This window comes from Flavobacterium sp. LMO6, from assembly GCF_009495795.1.
Lineage (GTDB): Bacteria > Bacteroidota > Bacteroidia > Flavobacteriales > Flavobacteriaceae > Flavobacterium.
In genome coordinates, this window is record NZ_WIBH01000011.1 from 40,326 (window position 1) to 64,583 (window position 24,258).

The following is a 24,258-nucleotide window of genomic DNA, read 5'->3' on the forward strand; positions in this document are numbered from 1 at the left end:
CAGTTATGTTTACAGGAATTATAGAAACGCTAGGAATTATAAAAGAAATCGAAAAAGATCAGGAAAACCTACACTTAACAATAGAATCTGAAATTACTCATGAGTTAAAAATAGACCAAAGTGTAGCACATAATGGTATTTGTTTAACTGTTATTAAAATTGAAAACAAGAACTATACTGTAACAGCAATTAAAGAAACAATTGATAAAACATCTATTGGAACTTGGAATGTAGGCGACATTGTAAATATTGAACGCGCCATGAAACTTGGAGACAGATTAGACGGACACCTTGTTCAAGGACATGTTGATCAAACTGGAACTTGCACTAATATTAAGGAAGCAAATGGAAGTTGGGTTTTTACTTTTGATTATGATGCCTCTTTAAACAATATTACAATTGAAAAAGGTTCGATTACGATAAACGGAACAAGCTTAACTGTTGTAAATTCTAAATTAAATGAATTTAGTGTTGCCATTATTCCTTACACTTACGACCATACAAATTTTAATACTTTTAAAATTGGAACAATCGTAAATCTAGAATTTGATGTTATAGGGAAATATGTGAGTCGGTTAAACGAATTAAGAAAATAAAAAAAGGCTCTTATATAGAGCCTTTTTTTGTAGATATATATTTCTTAGATAAATAATAACCAGAAATTAATGCAAAAACAAATAACACAACCAAACCTCCATCAACAGGTAACCCAGGTGGCGGTGGTGGCGTAGGAGGTGGTGGAGCAGGATCTGCTGCAAAAACACCTTGAATACTAAAAAGTACTACTAAAATTGTTATAACTTTATTCATAATCATTCTTATAGGGGGTAAAAGTATAATTTATATCATTCTTTTACTAAAAAAAGAAATTATTTAATAATATGTTAATATTGTGAAACACAAACTTATTATAGAAATACGAAAATATAAATAATTTTATACTTTACAAGTTTTTTTTAGAAAAAACTTAAATTTTTAATTAGTAAGCATTCTTATTTTATTCTAAAACAATAATGTGGTCCCACCTGGGCTCGAACCAGGGACCACCTGATTATGAGTCAGGTGCTCTAACCAACTGAGCTATAGGACCAGTATTGAGGATGCAATATTAAGACTATTTTTTATTGCACGCAAATCTTTTTTAAACTTTATCTAATTTCTTGGCAAAGCTCTACCAATACTCCGTTTGTACCCTTTGGATGAAGGAATGCAACTAACTTATTATCAGCGCCTTTCTTTGGAATTTCATTTAAAACAACAAAACCTTCACCTTTTAGACGAGAAATTTCAGCACAAATATCCTCCACATCAAAAGCAATATGATGAATTCCCTCACCCTTTTTTTCTAAAAATTTAGCAATTGGACTATCTGGGCTTGTTGCTTCTAATAATTCAATCTTATTAGGACCATTCATAAAAAAAGAAGTTTTAACACCTTCACTTTTAACTTCTTCATGTTTATATGGCGGTTGTCCGAATAACTTTTCGAAAACCATATTAGATTCTTCTAAGTTCTTAACAGCAATACCAATATGTTCAATCTTTCTCATCCTTTATAAAATTAATTTAAAGAAACAAAGTTAACAAAAAACAATAAACGATACTTAAGACACTTTTACATAAAGCCATAAAAGAATACGTCTTGATAAATTTTTATGTATTTTTGCACCATGGAAACAAATAGACAAAAAAAAATAGGAGCTCTTTTGCAAAACGACTTAGTTTCGATTTTACAAGGAGAAATCCGTAAAAATAATATCAATAATTTAGTGATTTCGGTTTCTAAAGTAAATGTAACTTCCGATTTATCAATTGCAAAAGTTCATTTAAGTGTATTTCCTACAGATAAGGCTCCCGAAATTTTAGCAGCTGTAAAAAGCAACGCACCTCTTATTAAGCATGACTTAGCACAACGTGTAAAAAATCAATTACGTAAAGTACCTAATTTGATATTTTATATTGATGATAGTTTAGATTATATAGAAAAAATAGACAAGGCTTTAACTGGAGATGAAAATCCTATTGAAAATCCTGATTTATTAGAAAAAAGAAAGAAATCGTAATTTGAACCTTTCCTTTTACATAGCCAAACGTTATGCTGTAAGTTTCAGTAAAAACAAAGCAATAAACATTATTACCGGAATTGCTTCTGTTGGAATTATAGCCAGTACTATGGCGCTTTTTGTTTTTTTATCTGTTTTTAGTGGTTTAAGAGAGTTTAGTTTAAATTTCGCTAATGCATCTGACCCAGACTTGCGAATTGAAACTGTTACAGGTAAAACATTTTTAGTTACGGAAAAACAAGAAGAATTACTTAAAAAAAGTGAATATATCATCTCATTTAGTAAAATTATTGAAGAACGAGTTTACTTTATGTATGATAACAAAGAAACTTTTGCATTCATAAAAGGCGTTGACGATCAATACATAAAAATTACAGACTTTAATAAACATTTATATGCAGGAGAATGGTTTGAACCTGATTCTGAAAATGTAGTTATTGGAGCCGATATTAGTAGAAAATTAGGATTAGGTTTATTTGACTACAATAATGCATTAGAAGCATACGTTCCAAAACCTGGAAAAGCAGATATTGAAAACCCAAACGAAGCTTTTAATAAAATTGCACTTCTCCCTTCTGGAATTTATTCTATAAACGAAGAATTAGACGGCAAATATGTTTTTTGCTCTATGAAGCTAGCACAACAGTTTCTTGGATTAAAAAACAACGAAATCACTAATCTTGAAATCAAATTAAAACCTTCTGCTGACGAAAATATTGTTCGCAAAGAGCTAATTTCTATTTTAGGAAAATCAATAAAAATTAAAAACAGAGCACAACTTAACGACTCGTTGTATAAAATGCTACAATCTGAAAATTTATTTATTTATTTATTTAGCACATTAGTAGTTATTTTAACTCTATTTTGTTTAGCTGGAGCTATAGTAATGATTATTATAGATAAGAGAGATAATTTAAAAACATTATACAATATTGGAGTTACACAAGCTTCAATTCGAACCATCTTTTTTACCCAAGGAATTATTATTACTCTTTTTGGCTTACTAATTGGATTAGGAATAGCAATTGGTATTATTTTACTCCAACAACATTTTTCTTTTATAATGATTACACCCACAATGCCCTATCCCGTTCTTTTTGAATGGAAAAACATAGGAATTGTTGTAATGACTATTATAATTCTAGGCTTAATTTCCTCTTGGATTGCATCAGGAACAGTAAATAAAAAATTGTTTAGCTAATTTATTATTCTTTTGGTAATGGAGCTCCCACAGCTACATCACAACGATGACCTTCTTGACCGTGAGGAGGATTCATACCTGGAGCCGTTGATGCTCCAACTATAGTTGCTGAACCATTATTAGAATTAACATTCAATACCGGTTTTTCAACAGGTTTAGGGGTAACCACCTGAGGAGTAGTTTGAGGTTTTTGTGAAGGAACTGAATTTAAAGGCGCTCCAACTGCAATCTCACATCGGTGTCCTGGCTGTCCGTGCGGAGGATTCATTCCGGGAGCAGTTTGAACTGAGCCTTGAGTAGTTTGTTGTGGTTGAGATTGTATTTGTGTTGGTTTTGCTTGACCTTGATTTCCAACTCTTTGTTTTAACCAAGCTTCACCCGAAAAAGGTTGGGCAGGTTGTTGTGTTCCTTCAACTACCTTTACTTCTTCGTCTTTTTTACACGAAACTAATAACGTTGCACCTATTATAATTGCTAAAACAAATTGCTTTTTCATCTTTTTCTTTTTTATAGTTATCAAATATAAAAATTTAAATATACTTTGAAAGAAAATAAATAAAAAAACCTCTCATTTCTGAGAGGTTTAGTACCCGGAGTGGGAATCGAACAAACCCCAACATCCTCTTTATTTTCGGGTGTTTCAAATTCTAAAATTTGAATGGTCACCGAATTAGTCCCCTTAAATATGATTTCAATTATATTGAAATAGCATACACAAATATAAGCAATTAATATCAATTTACCCAATAATATAAGGTTCAACTTGTTCAAATTTTAAGCCTGTATATTCACAAAACTCCTGAATACTTACTAAGCTCTTTTTAGGCTTATTGAGTGACTTTCTTATGTCATTCAATAGTCTTGAGCTTTGACGATTACTTCTTCCTGTTATGAGCTGTATATCTTTTGGATATATGCATGCTCTTTTTAATGGTCGATTCATACTTTAACCTAGCTTTTGAGTTGGCTTTGAGATAGCTTAAAATTACTTAATTCTTGTTTCGGATTTACGCCGATTTGAGATTTTACTTTTGAGTAAAAAAAGAAATATTTAGACAAAAATGTTGACTTTGGACATTTTAGACATTGTTGTGTTTTTTATTTGGTTTTGTGTGGGAAATTTGCCGAGTAATTATTTCAGAAAGTGTTGCAACCGAGTTTTGAATGATTTGTGAAAGTGAATGAATGTTGAATTAAAATTTTGAAGTTATGGCTAGACAGAAAGGCATAATTAAATTAAAAGGTACTATCGGGGATATTACTTTTTATAAAACGCAGGATGGGCATTTGGCTCGTGAGAAAGGTGGTATTGATGCTAGTAGAATTGCTAGTGACCCTGCGTTTCAAAGAACGCGTGAGAACGGTTCTGAATTTGGTAGAGCTGGGAAAGCAGGTAAGCTTTTAAGAACAGCTTTACGCCCACTATTGTTGAATTCTGCGGATGGTAGAATGGTGAGTCGTTTGACGCAACAAATGGTAAAAGTTATCCAAATGGATGCAGTGAGTGATAGAGGATTACGAAATGTAATTGATGGTGAAATTGAATTGGTTCTTGGTTTTGAATTTAATATTCGTGGGAAATTAGGAACTTCTTTGTTTGCTCCTTTTACTACGGATATTGACCGTGTGGCAGGTACTTTAGATGTTAGTATCCCTTCTTTTATTCCTGCAAATATGATTGCTGCTCCTAGTGGAACTACTCACTTTAAAGTGATTTCTGGTGGTGCTGCAATTGACTTTACAGGAGAATCGTATGAAGTGGCTACTTCTGAAACAGCGATTTTACCTTGGGATGCTACGGCTACGGCTGTAATTAACTTGAGTAATACTGTTACAGCTAACTCTACTCACCCACTTGTTTTGGCACTTGGTGTGGAGTTTTACCAACAAATTAATGGGCAAATGTATCCGTTGAAAAATGGTGCTTTTAACCCGTTATCGATTGTTGCGGTTGACGGAGGGGTTTAATTAGTTGACATTCGCAGTCTCAGTTTACAGTTATGGTGCTGTTTTTGACAAGAACTTATTTCCCTGATGGAACGAATGGAAAATTGGAATGTGAGGGTAAATTGATTAGTTATACTATTGAATTGCCGTGGAAACGAAATGAACGTGGGATTTCCTGTATTCCGGAAGGGAAATATTTTATTAGAAAGCGATATAGTGCGAAATACAAATGGCATTTGGAATTGGTAGATGTGCCGAACAGAACGTATATTTTGATACATCCTGCCAATAATGCACAAAAGGAATTACGTGGCTGTATTGCTCCCGTTACGAAACTTTCTGGACCAGGATTAGGTTTGCTATCTAGAAATGCTTTTACAAAGTTGAAAGACTTAGTTTATAAAGCTTTAGATAATAAAGAAAGTGTAGAATTAATTGTACAATAGAGATTCCCGATAACTCGGGGAATGACAAAAAAAGAAAGATTATGAATATAGTAGAACGTGCTAAGGCACCCACTCCGAAATTTTTTAAGGTGTTGCGCACCATTGGATTAGCCTTATTAGCAGTAAGTGGAAGCATTGTAGCTGCTCCAGTAGCTTTACCTGCTGTTGTAGTAACTGTTGCGGGTTATGCTGCCGTTGCAGGTGGTGTTTTATCAGCAGTAAGCCAAATTACTGTTGAAGATAAAAGCCATCGACAAGCTCAGGATGACACCCGAGATAACAAAAAAGATGAGGTTAAGCCCGAAACTGACGTTGGAGGGAATGGATAATTCATTAACTTTGAAGGCAGGAACTTTTGGAGGATTTGCATTGAGTGTTATACCTAATTTAACCTCAGCAGATGTCGTAAAAACAATAGTTTTAGCCTTTATTGGAGCAGTAGTGAGTTTTGGTGTTACGGTGCTTTTAAAACGCCTAACCTCAAAAAAGAAATAAACTCAGTTTTGATTGGTAACCTTTACTGAGTATTAGAAAGCCTAGTCGCGTTAGACTAGGCTTTTTTACTTTATCGTTACCAGGCTTTAGGTCTGTAGCGGATTAAAGAAGCTGTAACTTTCGATTATGCAATAATTTCAAAAAAAAAAATAAACCTTAAATAAAGCGCAAAACCCGAAATAACGTGAAACCTGTTTAGCAGATGTTTTTTTTAAATACGTCCTTTCTCTTTTAGATATTTTTCGTTATTGTAGATATAAGTATCTAATTTTATTATTTTATTTCTATATTCTTTAATTTTTTCTTTATTTCTGCTTATTTCATCAATCATATTTTTTTGAAGTAATTCATTTTCTCTAGATTCGAGATTTTGTATAGATTCTTTTAAAGAAAGAATTTCCTCTTTCCAACTATAATTACTCTTAATTACTTTGTCATCCTCAACTTTGTCATTCAGTTTATATATAATTATTATTGCTACAATAAGTAAAAAAAATAGTAGTACCATAACATTTAATTTTTTGTTGTTAATTATAAATCTTCAGGAAAAAGTTGATTGTAATAATTATAAAGATATTCGCCAATGTCGGTTAATCTATAGTAGAATTTAATTTCTCCACCTTTGAATTCTGGATCATATTCCTCATATTGGTGATTTCTTTCTATTGGGGTTTGTTCTGAACGTTCTTGAAATATCAGCCCCAAATTAATTAATGGATAATATTCTTCCTCAAAAATTTCTTTTCTTTCATTTAGTCTGAATTCTTTTATCAATTGCAAGTCATCAATGTATGCTGTTTGTATTAAGTTAGTCAGTCTTAAAAAGTAATCAGAATAAAATTCACCCTTAGCTTTTAATTTACATAGTCGACCGAAAACTTTACATTTTTTTATGTTTTCTAATTTATCAATTGCCATTAAAATTTTTTCAACAGATGATTCATCTTCATCATCTAAATCATCTAGTAAAGTGTTTTTTTCATCTTCGTTTAAATCACCAAGCTCAAGAAGAACATTCATAGCTTTTTTTATGAAAATTCTATCAGTATATGAGTTGTAGACATTTTTTACAGCTACAATTGACTTAAGTATTGGTAATTCTTTAACAATTTCGTCGGTTATTTGGTCATCTAAAACTTTTTCAACAAGTTCAATAGAAATTTCTTTCAAGTCTTTTGATTTAAATATCTCTTGAATTTGTTCTTTCATAAGTGTTAATTTATGTACTTTTCTTTATATTTTAAGCTAATTCGTTGATATGCGCTACAAAATAGCGCCAACATAACCAATTTTGGGTGTATATGCGCTAGTTTGCAGCGTTTTTCAAATATAAATACATTTATTTTAATTTCTATCCAATTTCAATAAAAAAGCCCAGACAAGTTTGTCCAGGCTTTGTATTATTTCATTCTATACCTCATCATAATGGCGTTTTTGAGCTCGTTGATGAGGTGAATGTTTTTGTTGTAGTGGTTTTCTTGTTCTTGCAGCAGCTTGAGTGCTTGGATGTTTTTATGATGTAGCTCGTGTTCACGCATCAATCGGGTGGCTTTTGGATTGAACTCTTTTTTGAATTCATAGAGAGATAAGAACGGAATAACCGAACCGCGAAGAAAAGGCATCCAGAATTTGGATTTCCATAGGCTCATGGCTATCCAAAAAATGTCCTCTTTTTGAGCTTCGGTTTGAAATACAAGTACAAAGCTGTTTGTAAAAGGTTCATTGCTTGGTTTTCCGCTATTCAGTCCTTTTGATAATACGAAAAAGTGCGGTTTGGCATAGTGCGCCCCAGGTTGGTGGGTTTTAATAAAAATTGTGTCCATAGTACAAGGATTTAACAGGTTAACTTCCTTCGTCTTTCCTTCGTGATTGCCCGAAATGTGATTGAAGACCGAGATGCCCCACACACATTTTTGCAAAAGAAAAAAGGAAAAAAAAGAAAGCCGTCTTGCCTTGTAGAGGGTTTCAAAAAAGCAAGTTTTACGGGTAAAATACTACCCATATGCGTCTGTGGAAACGCTAAGTAAATGTTGTGGTATTGAAAATGTATGGGTGGAGATTTTATCCGGAACCGAAGGCTTGAACTTGCTTTTTTGAATACCCGGAACAAACCTTTGGCTTCTTTTTTATCCTTTTTTTTGTAAAAATGTTTACCCCTAATGTTCTTATGAAAACGGATACAGGGATTATTCAATCAGGATACGTAAACAAGGGTGTGTTTTTATTTGCTTACTTGGTGAATCGGTTGTTGATGCAAATAAAAATACACTCTTGTGGTGGTTTGATTTTTGAGGATGCCTGATGAGTTAGTTGGCAGTCGCGGTTTTCAGTTAGCAGTTAAAGTGTTATGAAAATGAGAGGCATCTTCAAAAAACAATATAATACTTCCTAGTGATTGGGCAGTAGCGGAACAAGGGTGTGGTTTTCTTTTTTTGATGGACGACCTCGACTTCGCTCGGTTTGACAATAAATCTTAATAAAAAATTAGAAAAAGAAAACCATACTCTTGTGTGGAAAATTTGATTTTTGATAATGCCTTATGGTTTAGTTGGCAGTCGCGGTTTTCAGTTAGCAGTTTTGGTCTACTGGAAATGGGAGGCATTTTCAAAAAACAATGAAAATTACGTTAGCGGTAGCGTTCCTATTCTTTTTCGGGTGGGTGCGGCTGGGCGCGGATATTTTACATAATAACCCTTATAACTTTCAGGGGGACTGCGTGGGGTGTTGGGAATGAATTATAAGGTTTATTATGTAATAATAGCTTGGGAGTGGTTTTTGTGTGTTTTTAGCGTTTGTTTTTGGGATTGGGTGTAAGTGGATAAAAAAAGGCGGACTGTGCGCGAGGGGTTGGGAAAACAGGGAGCCTTTTTTTATTGACTTACTCTTGGGAAAACAAGTGCTAAAAACACACAAAATACCACTTGTGCGGTGGGGAGCGTTGGACTGGGTGGGCGCAAATAACTTAGCGAAGCGTTCCTATTAAAAAGAAAGAAAACAAGAAAGCCATTTGCTTACTTTCTAGCCCCGATAGAAGTGATACCGTGTTTAACGGATAGCGGGAAAATGGAAACCAAGAATGCCCGAACCTTTCGCTTCTAGTTAAATATAGATTATAAAATATTTTTAATTGAATGATAAAAAATTAAAGTAGATGGAGATTACTAAACAAATAAGATTGTTATTTTTCTCGTTTAAAATTATAAATATGTAAGAAAAATAAATTAATAAGCTTTAACATTTTTTTTGTAAGTAAGAAATGTTTTATATATTTGCACCATAAGAGGAAGTAAATTAATCAAATTAGCATCGGTAAGATACGCATTTAAATTATAGGGGTTCAAATCCTCTCTTCCTCTTTTTTCTCCTACAAAACACTTTCTTATGGCAACAAATCGAAGAAAATTTATTGCAACTTCTTCATTAGGTTTTTTTAGTTTAAGCTTATTTAGCAATACTTCATTAAAAATATCTTCTTTTTTATTTGACAACAAGCCTACTCAAACCATTCCACAACTTTTAAGAGAAGCTGCTCTTAAAAGAAGAAATGGAGAATTGACATTAGCGACAAATATATATAATCAAGTAATTGCTTTAGACTCTAATGAAATAAGAGCTTATGATGGACTTAGAAAAGTTTTATTGCAAGATAAGTATAAAGAACTTGAGGTTCTACAGTTGTATAGTACAGCTTTAAATCAAAATCCTACTAATTTAGTATTGAAAGAGAGAGTTGCTAAAGAATATATGAGACTTGCCTTAGGAAATACTAAATATGTAAATCAATTAAATAGTCAAGAAGATTTACTTGAATTATCAAAAGCTGTTTTCTTACAATTAAAAAATAATGAGCCAACAAATATTCAATATGATGAACAATTTGTTAAAGCTGAAAGAAAATTACTTCAACAAGCAAATATTGTTGATGCAAGACAAAATCTAGATTTAAAAAATTACAGAAAAACCAATAAGACAAATTTTAAAAAGCGATTTAAAAATCTTAATGTTGCTACACTTGAAAATAAATTAAGTGATCTTTTAAGTAAGCCTGTAAATCAAAAAAGAGCTAAATACATAAGAGAACTTTACATTATTCTAATAAAAAAATATAGTAAGAATAACAATCCGAATAAGGTTATACAAAAACTAAACGCTTTCTATCAATACAATACATCTGATGTTAATACCTTAAGATTAGCTAGAAGGATGTGTAAAAAGCATTCTCGATTAAATGCATTAGAGAACTTTGAAAGGCTAAATGACACTGCTAAAAATACTTTTTGGTCTAAAATTGCATTGATAGATATTTTATTAAGAAGATACAAGAAAGATGGTACCGGAAACCCTTCTGAAATTCAAAACTTATTAAATACTGCTTTAACCTTAAGATTTAGACCAAATCATTATTTTGAAGTTAATTCAAGAAAATTTAAGCTTTCAATATTTAAAGGAAATGAAAGTGAAGCTAAAAATAATTTATTAGTTTTTGCAGATTCAATCTCTGGTATATCATCGGCTCATTATATTGATAGATTTAACTTACTATGCGTTAGGTATTTTAAAAAATTTAACAAAAGTGATAAAGCATTACAAACCATAAGTATTGCATTGATGGAAACCAATAAAACTCCTGAAGATGAAATACTAAAAATCATTTTTGAAATAAATAAAAATAAAGCTCTAGTTTCTAAGCCAATTCACAACCAGAGACTAAATGGGATTAGAACAAAACTAATGTCGAATCAATTTGATTAGTAATTATGAAAATAAATAAAATAACTTTTCTTCTTTTATTAAATATAATTTGTTTTACAAGTTGGTCGCAAATTATAATTACTGAAGTACATTTTGACACACCATATGAAGAAAATAATGATTTAAGAGATGTATTCCATCATCATCTAGGCGAATATATTGAGTTATATAATTATTCTGATAAAGATATTTCTCTAAAAGAATGGTCAATAACAGATTACATAGGTAAATTTAAGTTCCCTGATGATGCTGTAATTAATTCAGGAGATTTTTTAATTATTGCCTTTAGAGATGAGGGAGCAATAAATCTTGGAGTTAATATCCCAAACTTTCCAAATAACAACTACTTTCCAATAATGTTTCCTAATACTCAAGGTCAAGAAAGTAAAATAATATATCAAGATAAAATAATATTACGAAATGCATTTGAAACCATAAGAACTCATGTAGGTTTTATTAATACAACAAATTGTAATAATTTTAAAATACAAGAAATAACAGTAGGGTATGGATATCCAGATGGCACTGAAAACAATTCAAGTGATGCTGTAACACTCCCTCTTGGATATGATTTTTACTCTTCTACATCAGTTCATTTAGCAAGTAATGGATTATATGAAATTGGAAGTCCAACTCCTTTACAATCCGATTATTTACCAGCAATTCAAAATTTCGAAACTATACCTACAGTATTGGATGCTCTTTTTACTAATTACAACTTTATTACTTGGGAAGAATATAGTAATGAAATTCTATTAAACACTTGTTCTTTAGTCATTAGTGAAATTGATCAAAGTCCGTCGGGATTTTATGAAGTTGAAGGCTTATGTTTCAATTATGATGTTTCAGGCAACACCACTTCTATTGTTAATTGTGACCCAGATGATGAAGTACCAGTTACAACTACAGAATATACTGAATCTGAAATAGAAGAAATTGATTCAAAAATTTATTTATTCCCAAATCCTACTTATTCTATATTGAATGTTACATGGGATGCTAGCATAAATGGTAAGCTTACTGAAATGCAGGTTACAAATTCGAACGGAGTAAATATAAATATAACTACTATTTCCCCAACACAATCAGGAACTACAGTTGATTTGTCTTTTTATCCTACAGGGTTGTATATTATAAAATTTGAACTAGATACAGGACAATTTATATCAAGAAACGTAATAAAAATATAGACAACCATTTCTAACATATTTTAATGAAATTATGAGCAGAATTAAATTATTAATTGCACTATTCTCTTTATTTATACAAACTTCTTTTGCTCAAGAAGAAGTTATTCAATTACAATATAATACTTCTGGCTATAGATCCGACAATGTTGATTTAAATGCAAGATTCGATTCTTCAAGTTTAGACACAATACCATCTCTAAAGGGAGAAATGAATGTAAATCAGTTTGGGGGACTAACCTATATGTTGCCTATTGAGGTTTTGAAAGGAGTTAATAATTTTCAACCAAATCTTGCTTTAGGATATAACAGTCAATCGGGGAATGGACAAGCTGGTTGGGGATGGAATATCATAGGGGTGTCAACAATTACTCAAGGAGGAAAAAGTCAATATATTGATGGAATAACCATAGGAAATCAATATAATAATCAAGATCCTTTTTATCTTGATGGTCAAAGATTAATTCAAATTAATGCAACAACATTTGAAACAGAAACCTATTCAAAAATTAAAATTACAAAAAATGCAATTGGAGCTGAATATAGTTTTATTATTCAATATACTGATGGAAAAATTGCAAAATACAAAGAATTAGTATTTGGGCAACACTACATCTCCATTTTAGAAGATTCTTTGGATAACGAAGTTCATTACTCCTACAGTGTAAACTCAAATGTACCAAACCTGACCATGATATCATATGGTGGTACTTCAGTGAGCAATGATAAATTCTTTGTGAATTTTAATTATAATAACAGAACTACACCTGTAAAATCATATAGAAATGGGGTTCAATATATTTCAACTAAAGTTTTAAGTAATATTACTGTTACAACACCATATTTATCATCTGGTGGAGGACTTTACAGAAAATATTTACTGACACATGATTTTATCCAAGGAAATACTGTTGAAAGATTAGTGAAGATTGAAGTTGAAAATGAAAATGGTGCTGTATTAAAACCATTAAATTTTGGCTATAATAATTCTACGTCAGCAGATTTATCTGTAGAATATGGAAGGTCTAAATATCCTAGCGGTTATATGACATATGGAGGAGTTAGTCACCCTATAAAAGGTTTAGGAGGCGTTGCAACAGGTGATTTTTTTGGTACTGGTGATATTGTTCCAATTTTTGAGGTAAAATTTGAAGACAATGAATATTCATTATATAACTCCAAATCAAACACTTGGTTAGAATGGCAATATACAGAGTCAATGGACTTGTATGTAGGTCGAGCATTATTTGATAATAAAATATCTGAAAATGATGTCATAATATATTCAAAATTAGAATATATTGGCACATCGACCAACCCTTCAACAGCCACAAATTTAATTGACAAATACACCTTCAAAGTAAGAAGTTTATCTCCAAGTAAAATTAAAACAATAACAATTAGTTTACCTGGTGGATTAACAAAAATACATCCATTAATTAATCAATATAAAAGAGACAAAGAAGAAAGAAAGATTATACCTGGAGATTTCAACAATGATGGATTATTCGATATTATCATCATCGAACATTCAAATGAGACAAGACCACAGAAAATTTATTTTTTTGAAATTGGAAAATTATCCGAAGGAAATGCTACTCTGAATGAAGTAACTAACACCGGATTAATAGCTAAAAGTGATTTTTATCCGATAGAATTTGATGGTGATGGAATACCTGAAATTTTAACTGTTGATAAAGATACTTTTAAATATACTGTTTATGATTTTGACACTCAAAATTTGACCCTAAATTCAAGAACTAACTTATCTAACATTCCTCTTTCAAATTTTACTGAAAAAACTCCATTATTATTTGGAGATTATAATGGTGATGGTTTAACTGATTTCATAACACCTCAAAAAATTTATAGTATTGAGGGTTCCACAGCTGCTAAAGAACTTAAAAAAATAGAAACAGACACACATTTATGGTGGGAATATATTAATACAGGAACAGGTTTTATAAAAACCCAAAAGGACTACACTCAAGAAAAGATAGCTTATTTTGCTCCTTCACAAAGAAATATTATAAAAAAATCTTCAAGTTGGGAAAAGTTTTGGTCAGGCACACCTGATAGTTATAGTTATACGGAATATGGTAGTTCTGGAATTCTCCCTATTGATTTCAATAATGACGGTAAAACAGATTTAATTTCATTTAGAAAATTTGGAAAGGCAAAATACAACTCTAATGGAAGTTTAAAAAACATACAATTGGAACATTTGAATGATTTTGTAATACCTAGTCATATGCAGTTTGTTAATGGAGAAATGGTTTTTATTCCTAACGAAACTATTACCTCAAGTTATGCAAACAAGATAATATTTCATGAAACAAAGACACTAACTAATGGCAATCAAGTTTTTGAAAATTTAAATACTACAATACCATTAAATAATAAAACTATAAGTCCAATTTCACTCATTTTAAATTATGGTGATTTTAATTTTTTAAACACTTATAAATCTGGATTAAGAGTCTATGATATTGGAAAAGAAATAGATGTAAAATATATTGTCAACAATGATAATTTTAGAGAAGGTCAAATTAAAATTGTTGACAACGGAAGTCCTGTTAAACAAGTTGTAGAATACAAACCAATGGTTGAAAAAAATAACAATAACCAAGAAGATGTTTATAGTACAACAAATTTGAATCTAAATTATCCACTCCATGTCAACAAAAATTTAGGTGTTACTTATCTAGTAAATAAAATGCATACCGTATTTGATGATAATATTATTACAAAAGAATATCGTTATCAAAATGCAGTACAAAACTTAAGCGGGAAAGGGTTTATTGGATTTCAAAAGACTATTATAAGTGATCCTTATGAGAGTAGTTTGCAAGGTGGAAAATACAGAATGAAAAATCTCTTCACAGCTCATTTTTGGAGAGTTAATACTTTTAACCCATTACTAGATAATGCAATGATTTCTACTACCTATGGTAGTTTAAATGACAATTCTATATTTACAAAATCTCAATTGACTAATCAAAGAATTGACAAAGGGAATAATCGATATCAAATACTTACAACAGCTGAAATAAATACCGACTATTTAAAAAATATCATAATCACAAAAAGTTTTGAATATGATATTGCTGGTGATTTACTTTTAAAGCAAATTAACACAAATTACAGTAGTCAAGGTTCTTCTATTGAAAAATTCACATATTCACCCGAATTCAATAATAGTGATCATTATTTCTTTGGAAAAATCATTAAAACCGAAAATACAACATTTAGAGGTAGTGATTCGTTTTATACAAAAGAAGAACAAATTTTCAACCCAAATGGTACCATTCAGCAAACAAAAAAATATGGTAATGGAACGCCTGCCATTGTAACAGACCTAACCTACTATCCTTTTGGGGAAATACAGACAAGTACTGTGTCGACGGCTGGTATTTCAACTTCAATAACTACATCATTTGAATATGATACAACAAATAGATTTTTAACAAAAACAATTTCACCAGATTTGTTAGAATCAACAACTAATGTTAACGCAATTGGACGAGTTCTTTCTGAAATATCACCTCTTGGTCATACAACTTCTTACAGATACGATAATTGGGGGAACGTAAAAGAAATTACTGATTTTTTAGGCAAGAAAACTAGAATAACTAAAAACATTACACCATCTGAGCCGTTAGGATATTACTCAATATCTAACAAAAGGGAGGGAGGAATTGAAACCATAAGTATCTATGATATTTTCGATAGGGTTATTAAAACGAAAACCCAAACTCTTAATGACCAATGGCTAGTTAAAGAAGTTGAATATGACATTTTCGGGAAAAAAATAAAAGAAAGTCAGCCTTATTTCGAGGGAGAAACCGTATTATGGAATACTACCGAATATGACTATTTAGATAGACCAGTAAAAGTAACTACATCTAGTGGTAAAAATATAATTACATGTTATGAAGGTTTAAAAGTTTCTGTTGAAGATGGTCATAAAAAAACATCTAAATGGGTTGATGCAATGGGTAAAGTTGTCAAAGTACAAGACCCAGGAGGTATAATCTATTATAAATATTATGCCAATGGCTCATTAAAAGAAACGAACTATGAAGGAATAAAAACCACAATTGAAATTGACGGTTGGGGAAATAAAACAAAATTAATTGACCCATCAGCAGGAACTTATATATACGAATATGATGGTTTTAGTAGAATTAAAAAAGAAATTAATCCAAAAGGTGGTACAACAATTTACACTTATGATTCTACTGGAAAACTTCTGACAGAAAACACCAATAGTCCTTCCGAAAATACCATCATAAACAAAACATATGATTATGATAACATAACACAATTACCAACTACAATAAGTGGGACTTATAATGGTAAAAATTACACTTATACAACTTTATATGATGATCCACATTTTAGAGTAACTGGTAAGAGTGAAGTAACACCAGAATTTACTTATGAAACAAGCATAAGTTATGATTCCTATGGAAGAGTCGATGAAACTACTTTAGAAACTACATTAAATTCACCGAATTACACAACAACATCAGAAGTGAAAAACACTTATGATGCCAATGGAATACTTACCAGCCAAATAGATAACCAAACAGGAAATTTAATTTGGAAAGTGAATAGTGTTAATTCTCGTGGATTAACTACAAATATGGAATTTGGAAACGGTTATGAAATACAAACGGATTACAATAGTAGTAATTTTCATTTAGAAAAAATAAAACATTTCTCAAACACTCAAACCATTTTAAATATTAACTACAGTTATGATAATTTAAAAAATGTATTAAATAGTAGAGAAAACGTGCTTTTTGGCAAGAACGAAACTTATCAGTATGATGATTTAGATCGATTGTTAGAAGAAGCCGTTAATGGTGTTACCACACAAGAATACACTTACGATAAAAGAGGAAGAATGACCTCTAATACAGCTGTAGGAAAATATAATTATAATGATCAAAATTATAAACTTCAAAGTGTAAATTTCAACTCAAATGGAACAAATGTAAATAGCTCAAGAGGATTTGCTGAAATTCAATATAATGCTTTTAAGAATCCTACAGAGATATACTTAGCAGGAAAAGATCGAATTTCTTATGATTATTCCATTTTAAAAACAAGAAGTGTAAGTTATTACGGAAGCTTATCTACTACTCCAACAGATAGACCAAATAGAAAATTTTATTCTGCGGATAAAGCTATTGAAATAGTAAAAGAAGGCACATTAACAAAAATTATTACTTATATTACAGGAGATCCATATAATGCAAATTATATGAAGGTTGATATATTAGACGATGGAAGTTTAGTAAGTAATGATAAATATTTTTTACACAGAGATAATCAAGGCACTATATTAGCTATTTCTAAAGCTGATGCAAATGGAACAATTGTTGAGAAAAGATACTTTGATGCTTGGGGAAATTTAGTTGAAGCTGTTATTGGAACCACGACTCATACACCAAATGCTTTAGGCTGGGTTAATGGATTGCTTATTGACAGAGGTTATACTGGGCACGAGCATCTAAAAACTGTTGGCTTAATACACATGAACGGGCGTATTTATGACCCAGTATTAAGGAGGTTTATGTCACCAGATAATTATGTACAGGAGCCTGAAAACACCCAAAGTTACAACAGATATGGATATGTATTTAATAACCCATTACTTTATACAGACCCTACTGGAGAGTTAGCATTTTTAGCAGCAGTTGGTATTGCTGTTGCAGTTGCAATTTTAACAAACGGAATTAGTAATTCTATAAATGGCGTACCGTTTTGGTATGGTACTGGAAAAGCTGGAACCATGGGAGCTATAAGTGGAGCTATAAGTTTTGGAATAGGTAGTATAGCCACGAATACCTTTACCAATGCCTATAGTGTAGGTGCAATGCAAGCTGCATTGCATGCTACAACTGGAGGTATGATGAGTGAAATTGAAGGGGGTAGTTTTGCAAGTGGTTTTGCAAGTGGCGCAATTAGTTCTATGATGAGTACAGGTGTAGCTCAAATTGGGGGTAGTGGAGCTAATAGCTTTAAAGTTAGTAAGCCAGGATTATTTAAGGCTGTTACACTAGCTTCTGGAGGATTAAGTGGTGGTATTGGTAGTACAATTGCTGGTGGAGATTTTTGGGCAGGTGCAAGACAAGGATTGATAGTAAGTGGATTGAATCATTTGGCGCATGATTTATATTCAAAAAAGACTTTGTTGAGCAGATTTAAAAAAGATGCAAATGGGAAATATGTTTTAAGTCCGTACGCAACTCCAAAATTTAATAATGAAGGGACACAGGACTTGTTTAATAATGTAGAAGGATTGAAAGAGTCATTTGAATTAGGTAATAAGCCTGAAATTGATTATGATTATGATGGAGCAGTTGGAGAATATAAAAGTGAATCACACAAAGTTTTAATCAATAAATCAGAGAATTTGACAAATTACAAACTTGCTTCAACTTTATTTCACGAATTTAGACATGCATTCCAATACACGGTTCCTTATAAAGGGTATGGAAGTCGTATTGAATATTGGCAAGGTCTTTATGGGAACGGATATTTAGGCGAAGGAGGCTTTTGGGCAATGCACGAATATGACGCATATGCTTACGAATATAGAATGGGAAATTCAGATAGTGGCGTGGTAGGTCAATTAAATAAATTTTATAAATTAATGCTTAGAGAATGGGAAAATATAAGATCAAGAAATTAATATTATTTTTATCATTAATTTTTATTTCATGCACAAATGAAAAGAAAAATGATTTGGAAATTGAAATTTTAAACAACAACTTATATAGCTTTTCAAAAGATAGTGATAAAGATAGTGTCAATATTATTCGCTTTAGTATTAAAAATAATTCAAATCAAATATACTATGTAAATGGATCTAAATATGGTGGGTATAAAATAGATGGAATTAATAAAGCTGGTATAAATATGAGGGTTTTTGATTCAAAAAATAAAGAATTAAAGTATCATTTTCAAAAACAACCTCAATCTAAAAGCAATGAATGTATATTAACATTTATAAATGATTACAATCAATTTAAAAATAAATATTTAGGTTATAAATCAAATCAGTTTAATTTCTTTGAAAAAAATAATATTGAAAAAAACTTTTTTATATATCCTAAGCAAGAAATTTTTTTTGAATATTCATTGACTTTAAATAAATCAATATATAACGATGATGATAGGGTAAAATATGTAACTCTTGATAAAAATACCCAATATTATTCTAAAATTCAATTATACAGCGATTCTACTAACTATAAAAAACAAACTCCTTGGGATATTTTACAGACAATTAGAATAAATAAAGTAAAAGTCTATCATGGGATTATAGAAAGTAAAGTTAAAATACCTATTAAAATTGTTGAATAATTTGATATTGAAATCTATTATGATAAATCAAAATAATAAATTTTAAAACAATGAAAAAAAAACTTAGTTTACTCTTATTTTTAATTTCACTTTTTTGTTACTCACAACAAAAAGTAAAATCGGGTTATATAACCTTTAACAGTAATTCAAATTTGTATTTTAAAAATTTGGTTATTGCGAATGATAGTGTATCGTTTCAAAATGATGCTGATAAGGAAATGTCTTTTTCTCTTAAGTCCATCAAGAAAATAGTTGATAATACAGGGGCGATTGTTTATCAACCGATTCCTACTAAAGTTGAAACTAAAGCTGTATTAAACGATAAAAAGTCAGATACCATAATCAAAAAAGATGTTGTAATATCGGAAGAATTACGATATAAATCAGCTTCAAAAATATATTTAAAAGATGAACGCTTATCTTCAGATAAAATTGAAGCACTATTAAGTAAAAACGAATATGCCTTATCTCAGTATAAAAAAGGGAAAAGCAATGCCTTATTGGGTGATATTCTTGTTGGTGGTGGTTTAGGTTTATTTGTTGGTGGAGGACTTGCAAATTTATCTACTGCTAATAGCGGAGGAAGTGGTTCGTCAACAATACTTATTGTTGGTTTAGTTACTGCTGGTGTTGGAATTCCTGTTAAAATTAGTGCTTCAAAAAATATCAGAGAATCTATAGATACTTACAATAGCTCACTTAACAAAACCACATTTATTGAAAAAACAAATATAAGCATTATTACTAATTCAAAAGGTTTGGGACTTAGTATTTCCTTTTAAATATGAATTTAGAATCTTTATCTGTTTTAATTCCAATTGTTGTAGCTATTGTTAGCGCATTTTCTATTCAACCTTTGTTTCAAATATTTGATACATTACATAGAAAAAAGCTAAAAAAAATATTGTATGCTTCAGAATCTACAAAGCTTTTTGAGACATACGATACCGATTTTAAAAAGGATTTTATTTTGCCTGATTTAAAAGAATCCTATTTTTACATACAAACTGGTATAAAAACTAATGAAAAATCTATTGATAAATACATTCAATTTAAAAATGAATTGTCAGGAAACTATATTTGGGAAGATATCAAATTAGTAAAGAATTTACTTAACCTTAACGGAGAAAAAATTGAAATTCAGCTAAGTAAAAGAAGAAAGTTTTTTTCAAATGTTATTTTTGGAATTGCATTGTTACTATTTTTATCCGTTTACTTTATTTTTATAAAATTCAGTCCTGATTTTTCACTATTTTCAGATAATGATATAATAAAGTTTATGTTCTTAATTGTGATTCCTATTTTCATAGGTTGTTTTTTAATATATCTAATTGGACCAATAATCACAGCAAAAGGAATGGAGAAAAAATTAAAAAATGCCCCAAAAAGTTAAAAACTATTTGGGGCATTTGTATAAATAAAAAAACCTTTTATAATGAAAGATCTAGATTCTTTAAATGCTTAATCTTTACTCCACTTCATGTTTAATGCCCATTTAGTGTGTTTTGCAATTTCATAAATATATTGTTTACGACTTTCACTATGACCTAATCTATTTATAAGGTTTTCATCTGCCCAAATATATTTATCAGAATCACCATTTTCTAGTAGACTTTCAAGTATAGGTTTTTGATCATCATTGATAACCAAATCATAAATTTCATAAATAAAAATACCTTTATCACCACTATCAAGATTTAGTATAGGAGTTTGAACAGTTCCTTTAAATTTATAATCAATAAATCTGAATTGTTTCCAAGGTAAAATATTTGTAGATATAAGTTCTTCACAAAATTCTCTCCAAGGTGAGGTTTCACGATCCTCTTTTGAATTAAACCATTCAATAAATTCAATTACATTTATTCCTTTTACAAAAACGCGTAAGTCATTTTTTGCAATTCCTTTTTCAGTTTCAATTAATCTATCTGATTTGACTTCTAATTTTTCAAATATTTTTTCAGAGCCAGGTAAAGTTTTAAATGCTCCTCCAACTGGTTGGTAATAATTTCTTCTGCTATTTTTTACTAATAAATATTTGCCATCTACCTTAATTCTAAAAAGATATGCTATTGATAATCTTATCTCTTTTTTTCTTAATACTATTTTTGTTTGGAAATAGAAGTATAAACGGTTAATATTTTGAAGTATATTTAAAATAGCTAACAATATAATACCTCCAACTAGTTCAATCGATAGATTGAACAATGTCTCTGAAAAAGTATCATTTTCATCAGGTGGAAAAATTGTTCGGAAAATAATAAATGTACCAAATATTAATAAAACGGTAATATTAGCTTTTCTTGTTGTCATATTATCTCTGGACTAGGTGTTATAGAAATGATTGTTTCTTTGATTATTTCAAAAGTTAAGGGATGGTCAGGAAATGCCTTGGCAACCGCTTCAGGTAAAACTTTCAATCTAATATCTGAAAATGAAAACCCAATTTTATCAGTATCTTTTTTAAGTGATAACTCTGCTAATTCTTCTAGTTGTTGCTCAGTAAAGGTCAAACCTACTAAACTTTTTTGATAAAGTTCGATACATTCTTCTTTAGTTGGTCTTTTAAATTCCAAAACAATTGCTGCTCGTCTTAAAATTGCTTCATCGATAAAATGTAATCTGTTTGTTGACATAAATACTATTGCACGTCCTTTTAACTCCCTGATTTCATCAATTTTTTGAATAAGGGTATTTACTGCTGCCTTTTCTTCTTGATGCATTTGACTTGTCGACCTAGTTGTGGCAATTGCATCTGCTTCATCAATTAATAGAAATGCTAATCTATTTTTACCCGCCTGTTCTTTGAGTTGAGCAAAAGCGTCATTAACTAGTTTACCCATTTCACCATGTAAACCTTCTCCACGAACTCGAGTACTCAATTTTAAAAAGAATCCCTCTTTTTTTAATTCGCGTGTCATTCTATCGGCAATTGCAGTTGCAGAAATTGTTTTTCCAGTACCTGCATCACCCGACATAATAATCAACGGGTACTTTTCTTGTAACTGTTGAATAATTGGAAGTTCTACCTTATGATGTTTTTTGCTCCATTCAGACAATCCAGATTGGTCTAATAACAATTTTAAATTGTTGTAAATCCTATTAAATTTATTTTCAAAACCTACTAAAGATTCTGTTTGTGATTGGACTTCCTTACTTGGAAGCTCCGTAATGTTATCAAAGATTGTAGCCATTATTTAAAATTTGTTTTTTGAAGTTCGTATCCTTTGTTTGCATAAAGTTGGGCATTACCCGAATTTAGGTGAGAAAAAGATGTATCATCAGTTGTTGATGTCCAACTTATTCTGAAATAATTATTTGTTTGAAAATCTCTTCGCTCTTGTTCTGTTAAAGCATGCCATTTATAAGAATATGAAAGATATACTACCAAATGCGTGTTTACTATATTTTCCCAATCATTATTTTGCCCCGGGCGAGCACTGTCTGTGGCATTACCACTCTCATTTATTGTAAATTTGGTAGCTCTTTTTACGTAATCGTTGTTATCTCTTAAAGCTATAGAGACTGTATCTAAATATCCATTTTCAGCTAGTTTTAAAATATCATGCATCAAGTTGTCAACATAATCCATTGACCATTTACCGGTTCTTCTTGCAATTGTTCTAATATCTGCCTCGCAATATTCAAATGTTTTGCGAATATCTACTACCGTGTAGGTATTTGTGTTTGTTCTAGTGTTGTACATGCTTATTTAATGTTAAATGTTGGACCAAAAACTGTTTTCCATTCGTCGATGGTTGCCCCTTCTGTTTTGATTGATTGAGCATAATTCAATGCATCAAAAGCTTTCTCAGCTTCTTCTACAATTTCTTTCCATTTTGATTCATCTATTTTTTTTGCAGCATTGTTTTCATTATTAGTGTCGTCTGCAATATAGACTGGAGTATTATAATATGGAATTGTATTGATTGCGTGATTAAACTTTATTTCTGGAAAATTTGCTCCACTAACAAATTGGAAAAAGCGAATTATAGCTTCTTCAATATTAGATTCAACACCATACTTTTCATCTAAATAAGCAACAATTAATTCTATTGTGAAAGAAGAAATACCCCCTTCAGAATCAGTTGGTTTAAGTTCTTTATAATTTTTCCAGTGCTTTAACATTCTTACAATTGCTGTATAACTAGGATTGTTTTGACGTTTCTGTAGAGAAAAATCTAAATGATTTTCTACACTTGTGATGTATTTACCACCGCCACCACGTTGTGGTTGCCAAACATATCTTTCAGGTTTGCTTATAGGAACTACAGGAACAATATCTACTTCAAGTCCTGAACTAGAAAAACGAATGGTTATTGATTTAGTATTGTTTTCAGCATCAACATCTCTACGAATGTCTTTTTGAGGATAGATTTCCTCAAGGTACTTGGCAATATAGTCATGTAGTTTTTTTAAATCGTTGTGAATGTTTTCATCACCACCTACAAAAAGCACTAAGTCGATGTCTATTGGATTGTCTCCTGAAGCTTTAAGAATTGTTCTTTTTTTCCAAGAACCTGCTAAAAGAAATTTGGTTACTTTAAGCCCGTTGCTTTGGTCATTTTTAATTTTGTCTTCTAACTTTTCTTTGAGATTGTTAATTTGATCTCGGTACTTTTGCATGTTTTCACTTTGCAACTTAATTTTGTCAACAAAGAAAAACAATTGATTGTTTTCTAAATTCATTTTTATTTTTTTTATAGTTTCACTATGCAAATATCTATCAGTACTATGCATTACAAGTGCACAGCAGTAAATAAGATTAATTAATAGAAAAAAATTAAAAA

At 30.6% G+C, this 24,258-nt stretch carries 23 protein-coding genes and 1 tRNA gene; 13 read left to right on the forward strand and 11 right to left on the reverse strand.

Annotated elements, in window-relative coordinates:
* The first annotated feature begins 5 nt into the window (after positions 1-5).
* Positions 6-596 (forward strand): riboflavin synthase, encoded by a 591-nt coding sequence (locus GFJ99_RS11280; RefSeq protein WP_153208865.1) that lies wholly within the window; start codon positions 6-8, stop codon positions 594-596.
* Positions 597-606: 10 nt separating this feature from the next.
* Here the strand turns inward: GFJ99_RS11280 and GFJ99_RS11285 are convergent, their stop codons facing one another.
* From GFJ99_RS11285 to mce, 3 genes are all read right to left on the reverse strand, one after another.
* A complete protein-coding gene (locus tag GFJ99_RS11285; RefSeq protein WP_050765710.1) occupies positions 607-810 on the reverse strand; it encodes a hypothetical protein in 204 nt (67 codons plus the stop codon).
* Positions 811-1,016: 206 nt separating this feature from the next.
* Positions 1,017-1,090: transfer RNA gene (locus tag GFJ99_RS11290), tRNA-Ile, on the reverse strand.
* Positions 1,091-1,148: 58 nt separating this feature from the next.
* On the reverse strand, positions 1,149-1,550 hold the full coding sequence (gene mce / locus GFJ99_RS11295; RefSeq protein ID WP_153208867.1) for a methylmalonyl-CoA epimerase: 402 nt from the start codon (positions 1,548-1,550) through the stop codon (positions 1,149-1,151).
* 120 nt (positions 1,551-1,670) lie between these two features.
* Here mce and rbfA point away from each other — a divergent pair, with 120 nt between their 5' ends.
* Positions 1,671-2,063, forward strand: a complete 393-nt coding sequence (gene rbfA, locus GFJ99_RS11300) for a 30S ribosome-binding factor RbfA (RefSeq protein WP_008255045.1) — start codon at positions 1,671-1,673, stop codon at positions 2,061-2,063.
* Position 2,064: 1 nt separating this feature from the next.
* On the forward strand, positions 2,065-3,264 hold the full coding sequence (locus tag GFJ99_RS11305) for an FtsX-like permease family protein (RefSeq protein WP_153208869.1): 1,200 nt from the start codon (positions 2,065-2,067) through the stop codon (positions 3,262-3,264).
* Between the two features lie 4 nt (positions 3,265-3,268).
* Here the strand turns inward: GFJ99_RS11305 and GFJ99_RS11310 are convergent, their stop codons facing one another.
* Positions 3,269-3,760: a hypothetical protein gene (locus GFJ99_RS11310; RefSeq protein WP_153208871.1), complete on the reverse strand. Its 492-nt coding sequence runs from the start codon at positions 3,758-3,760 to the stop codon at positions 3,269-3,271.
* Between the two features lie 713 nt (positions 3,761-4,473).
* Here GFJ99_RS11310 and GFJ99_RS11315 point away from each other — a divergent pair.
* The 4 genes from GFJ99_RS11315 to GFJ99_RS13665 are packed head-to-tail and all read left to right on the forward strand — an operon-like array spanning position 4,474 to position 6,152.
* Positions 4,474-5,232, forward strand: a complete 759-nt coding sequence (locus GFJ99_RS11315; protein ID WP_153208874.1) for a hypothetical protein — start codon at positions 4,474-4,476, stop codon at positions 5,230-5,232.
* Between the two features lie 32 nt (positions 5,233-5,264).
* Positions 5,265-5,657: a DUF5675 family protein gene (locus GFJ99_RS11320; protein ID WP_153208876.1), complete on the forward strand. Its 393-nt coding sequence runs from the start codon at positions 5,265-5,267 to the stop codon at positions 5,655-5,657.
* Positions 5,658-5,698: 41 nt separating this feature from the next.
* On the forward strand, positions 5,699-5,986 hold the full coding sequence (locus tag GFJ99_RS11325; protein ID WP_153208878.1) for a hypothetical protein: 288 nt from the start codon (positions 5,699-5,701) through the stop codon (positions 5,984-5,986).
* The gene (locus GFJ99_RS13665) at positions 5,979-6,152 is read left to right on the forward strand and encodes a hypothetical protein (protein ID WP_203228788.1); all 174 of its coding nucleotides are present in this window, start codon (positions 5,979-5,981) and stop codon (positions 6,150-6,152) included. The genes GFJ99_RS11325 and GFJ99_RS13665 overlap by 8 nt, the downstream gene beginning before the upstream one ends.
* Before the next feature lie 211 nt (positions 6,153-6,363).
* On the opposite strand, the gene GFJ99_RS11330 is transcribed toward GFJ99_RS13665, so the two are convergent.
* The 3 genes from GFJ99_RS11330 to GFJ99_RS11340 all read right to left on the reverse strand — a co-directional run bounded on the left by GFJ99_RS11330 (position 6,364) and on the right by GFJ99_RS11340 (position 7,975).
* Positions 6,364-6,660: a hypothetical protein gene (locus GFJ99_RS11330; protein ID WP_153208880.1), complete on the reverse strand. Its 297-nt coding sequence runs from the start codon at positions 6,658-6,660 to the stop codon at positions 6,364-6,366.
* A 23-nt stretch (positions 6,661-6,683) separates the two neighbouring features.
* Positions 6,684-7,361 carry a hypothetical protein gene (locus tag GFJ99_RS11335; RefSeq protein ID WP_153208881.1) on the reverse strand — a complete coding sequence of 226 codons (678 nt, stop codon included), beginning with the start codon at positions 7,359-7,361 and terminating at the stop codon, positions 6,684-6,686.
* A 191-nt stretch (positions 7,362-7,552) separates the two neighbouring features.
* Entirely contained in the window at positions 7,553-7,975 is a 423-nt protein-coding gene (locus tag GFJ99_RS11340; protein WP_153208882.1) for a hypothetical protein, read from the reverse strand.
* Between the two features lie 1,558 nt (positions 7,976-9,533).
* Between GFJ99_RS11340 and GFJ99_RS11345 the strand changes: the two genes are divergently transcribed.
* Genes GFJ99_RS11345 through GFJ99_RS11370 form a run of 6 tightly spaced genes read left to right on the forward strand, consistent with a single transcriptional unit; the run spans position 9,534 to position 20,864 of the window.
* The gene (locus GFJ99_RS11345; protein ID WP_153208883.1) at positions 9,534-10,904 is read left to right on the forward strand and encodes a M48 family metallopeptidase; all 1,371 of its coding nucleotides are present in this window, start codon (positions 9,534-9,536) and stop codon (positions 10,902-10,904) included.
* A 5-nt stretch (positions 10,905-10,909) separates the two neighbouring features.
* On the forward strand, positions 10,910-12,094 hold the full coding sequence (locus GFJ99_RS11350) for a lamin tail domain-containing protein (RefSeq protein WP_153208884.1): 1,185 nt from the start codon (positions 10,910-10,912) through the stop codon (positions 12,092-12,094).
* Between the two features lie 31 nt (positions 12,095-12,125).
* Positions 12,126-18,797 (forward strand): RHS repeat-associated core domain-containing protein, encoded by a 6,672-nt coding sequence (locus tag GFJ99_RS11355; protein ID WP_153208885.1) that lies wholly within the window; start codon positions 12,126-12,128, stop codon positions 18,795-18,797.
* Entirely contained in the window at positions 18,770-19,471 is a 702-nt protein-coding gene (locus tag GFJ99_RS11360; RefSeq protein ID WP_153208886.1) for a hypothetical protein, read from the forward strand. The genes GFJ99_RS11355 and GFJ99_RS11360 overlap by 28 nt, the downstream gene beginning before the upstream one ends.
* Positions 19,472-19,521: 50 nt before the next feature.
* The gene (locus GFJ99_RS11365; RefSeq protein ID WP_153208887.1) at positions 19,522-20,253 is read left to right on the forward strand and encodes a hypothetical protein; all 732 of its coding nucleotides are present in this window, start codon (positions 19,522-19,524) and stop codon (positions 20,251-20,253) included.
* Between the two features lie 2 nt (positions 20,254-20,255).
* The gene (locus tag GFJ99_RS11370; protein WP_153208888.1) at positions 20,256-20,864 is read left to right on the forward strand and encodes a hypothetical protein; all 609 of its coding nucleotides are present in this window, start codon (positions 20,256-20,258) and stop codon (positions 20,862-20,864) included.
* A gap of 68 nt (positions 20,865-20,932) precedes the next feature.
* Here GFJ99_RS11370 and GFJ99_RS11375 read toward each other — a convergent pair whose 3' ends face one another.
* From GFJ99_RS11375 to GFJ99_RS11390, 4 genes are read right to left on the reverse strand one after another with little or no spacing between them, the layout of a single operon-like run.
* Positions 20,933-21,781, reverse strand: coding sequence for a hypothetical protein (locus GFJ99_RS11375; RefSeq protein ID WP_153208889.1), 849 nt, complete (start codon positions 21,779-21,781; stop codon positions 20,933-20,935).
* Positions 21,778-22,662, reverse strand: coding sequence for an ATP-binding protein (locus GFJ99_RS11380; RefSeq protein WP_153208890.1), 885 nt, complete (start codon positions 22,660-22,662; stop codon positions 21,778-21,780). Before GFJ99_RS11380 ends, GFJ99_RS11375 begins: the two co-directional genes overlap by 4 nt.
* Positions 22,662-23,174: a hypothetical protein gene (locus GFJ99_RS11385; protein WP_153208891.1), complete on the reverse strand. Its 513-nt coding sequence runs from the start codon at positions 23,172-23,174 to the stop codon at positions 22,662-22,664. The genes GFJ99_RS11380 and GFJ99_RS11385 overlap by 1 nt, the downstream gene beginning before the upstream one ends.
* Before the next feature lie 2 nt (positions 23,175-23,176).
* Positions 23,177-24,157, reverse strand: coding sequence for a CBASS oligonucleotide cyclase (locus GFJ99_RS11390; RefSeq protein ID WP_153208892.1), 981 nt, complete (start codon positions 24,155-24,157; stop codon positions 23,177-23,179).
* Positions 24,158-24,258 lie beyond the last annotated feature (101 nt).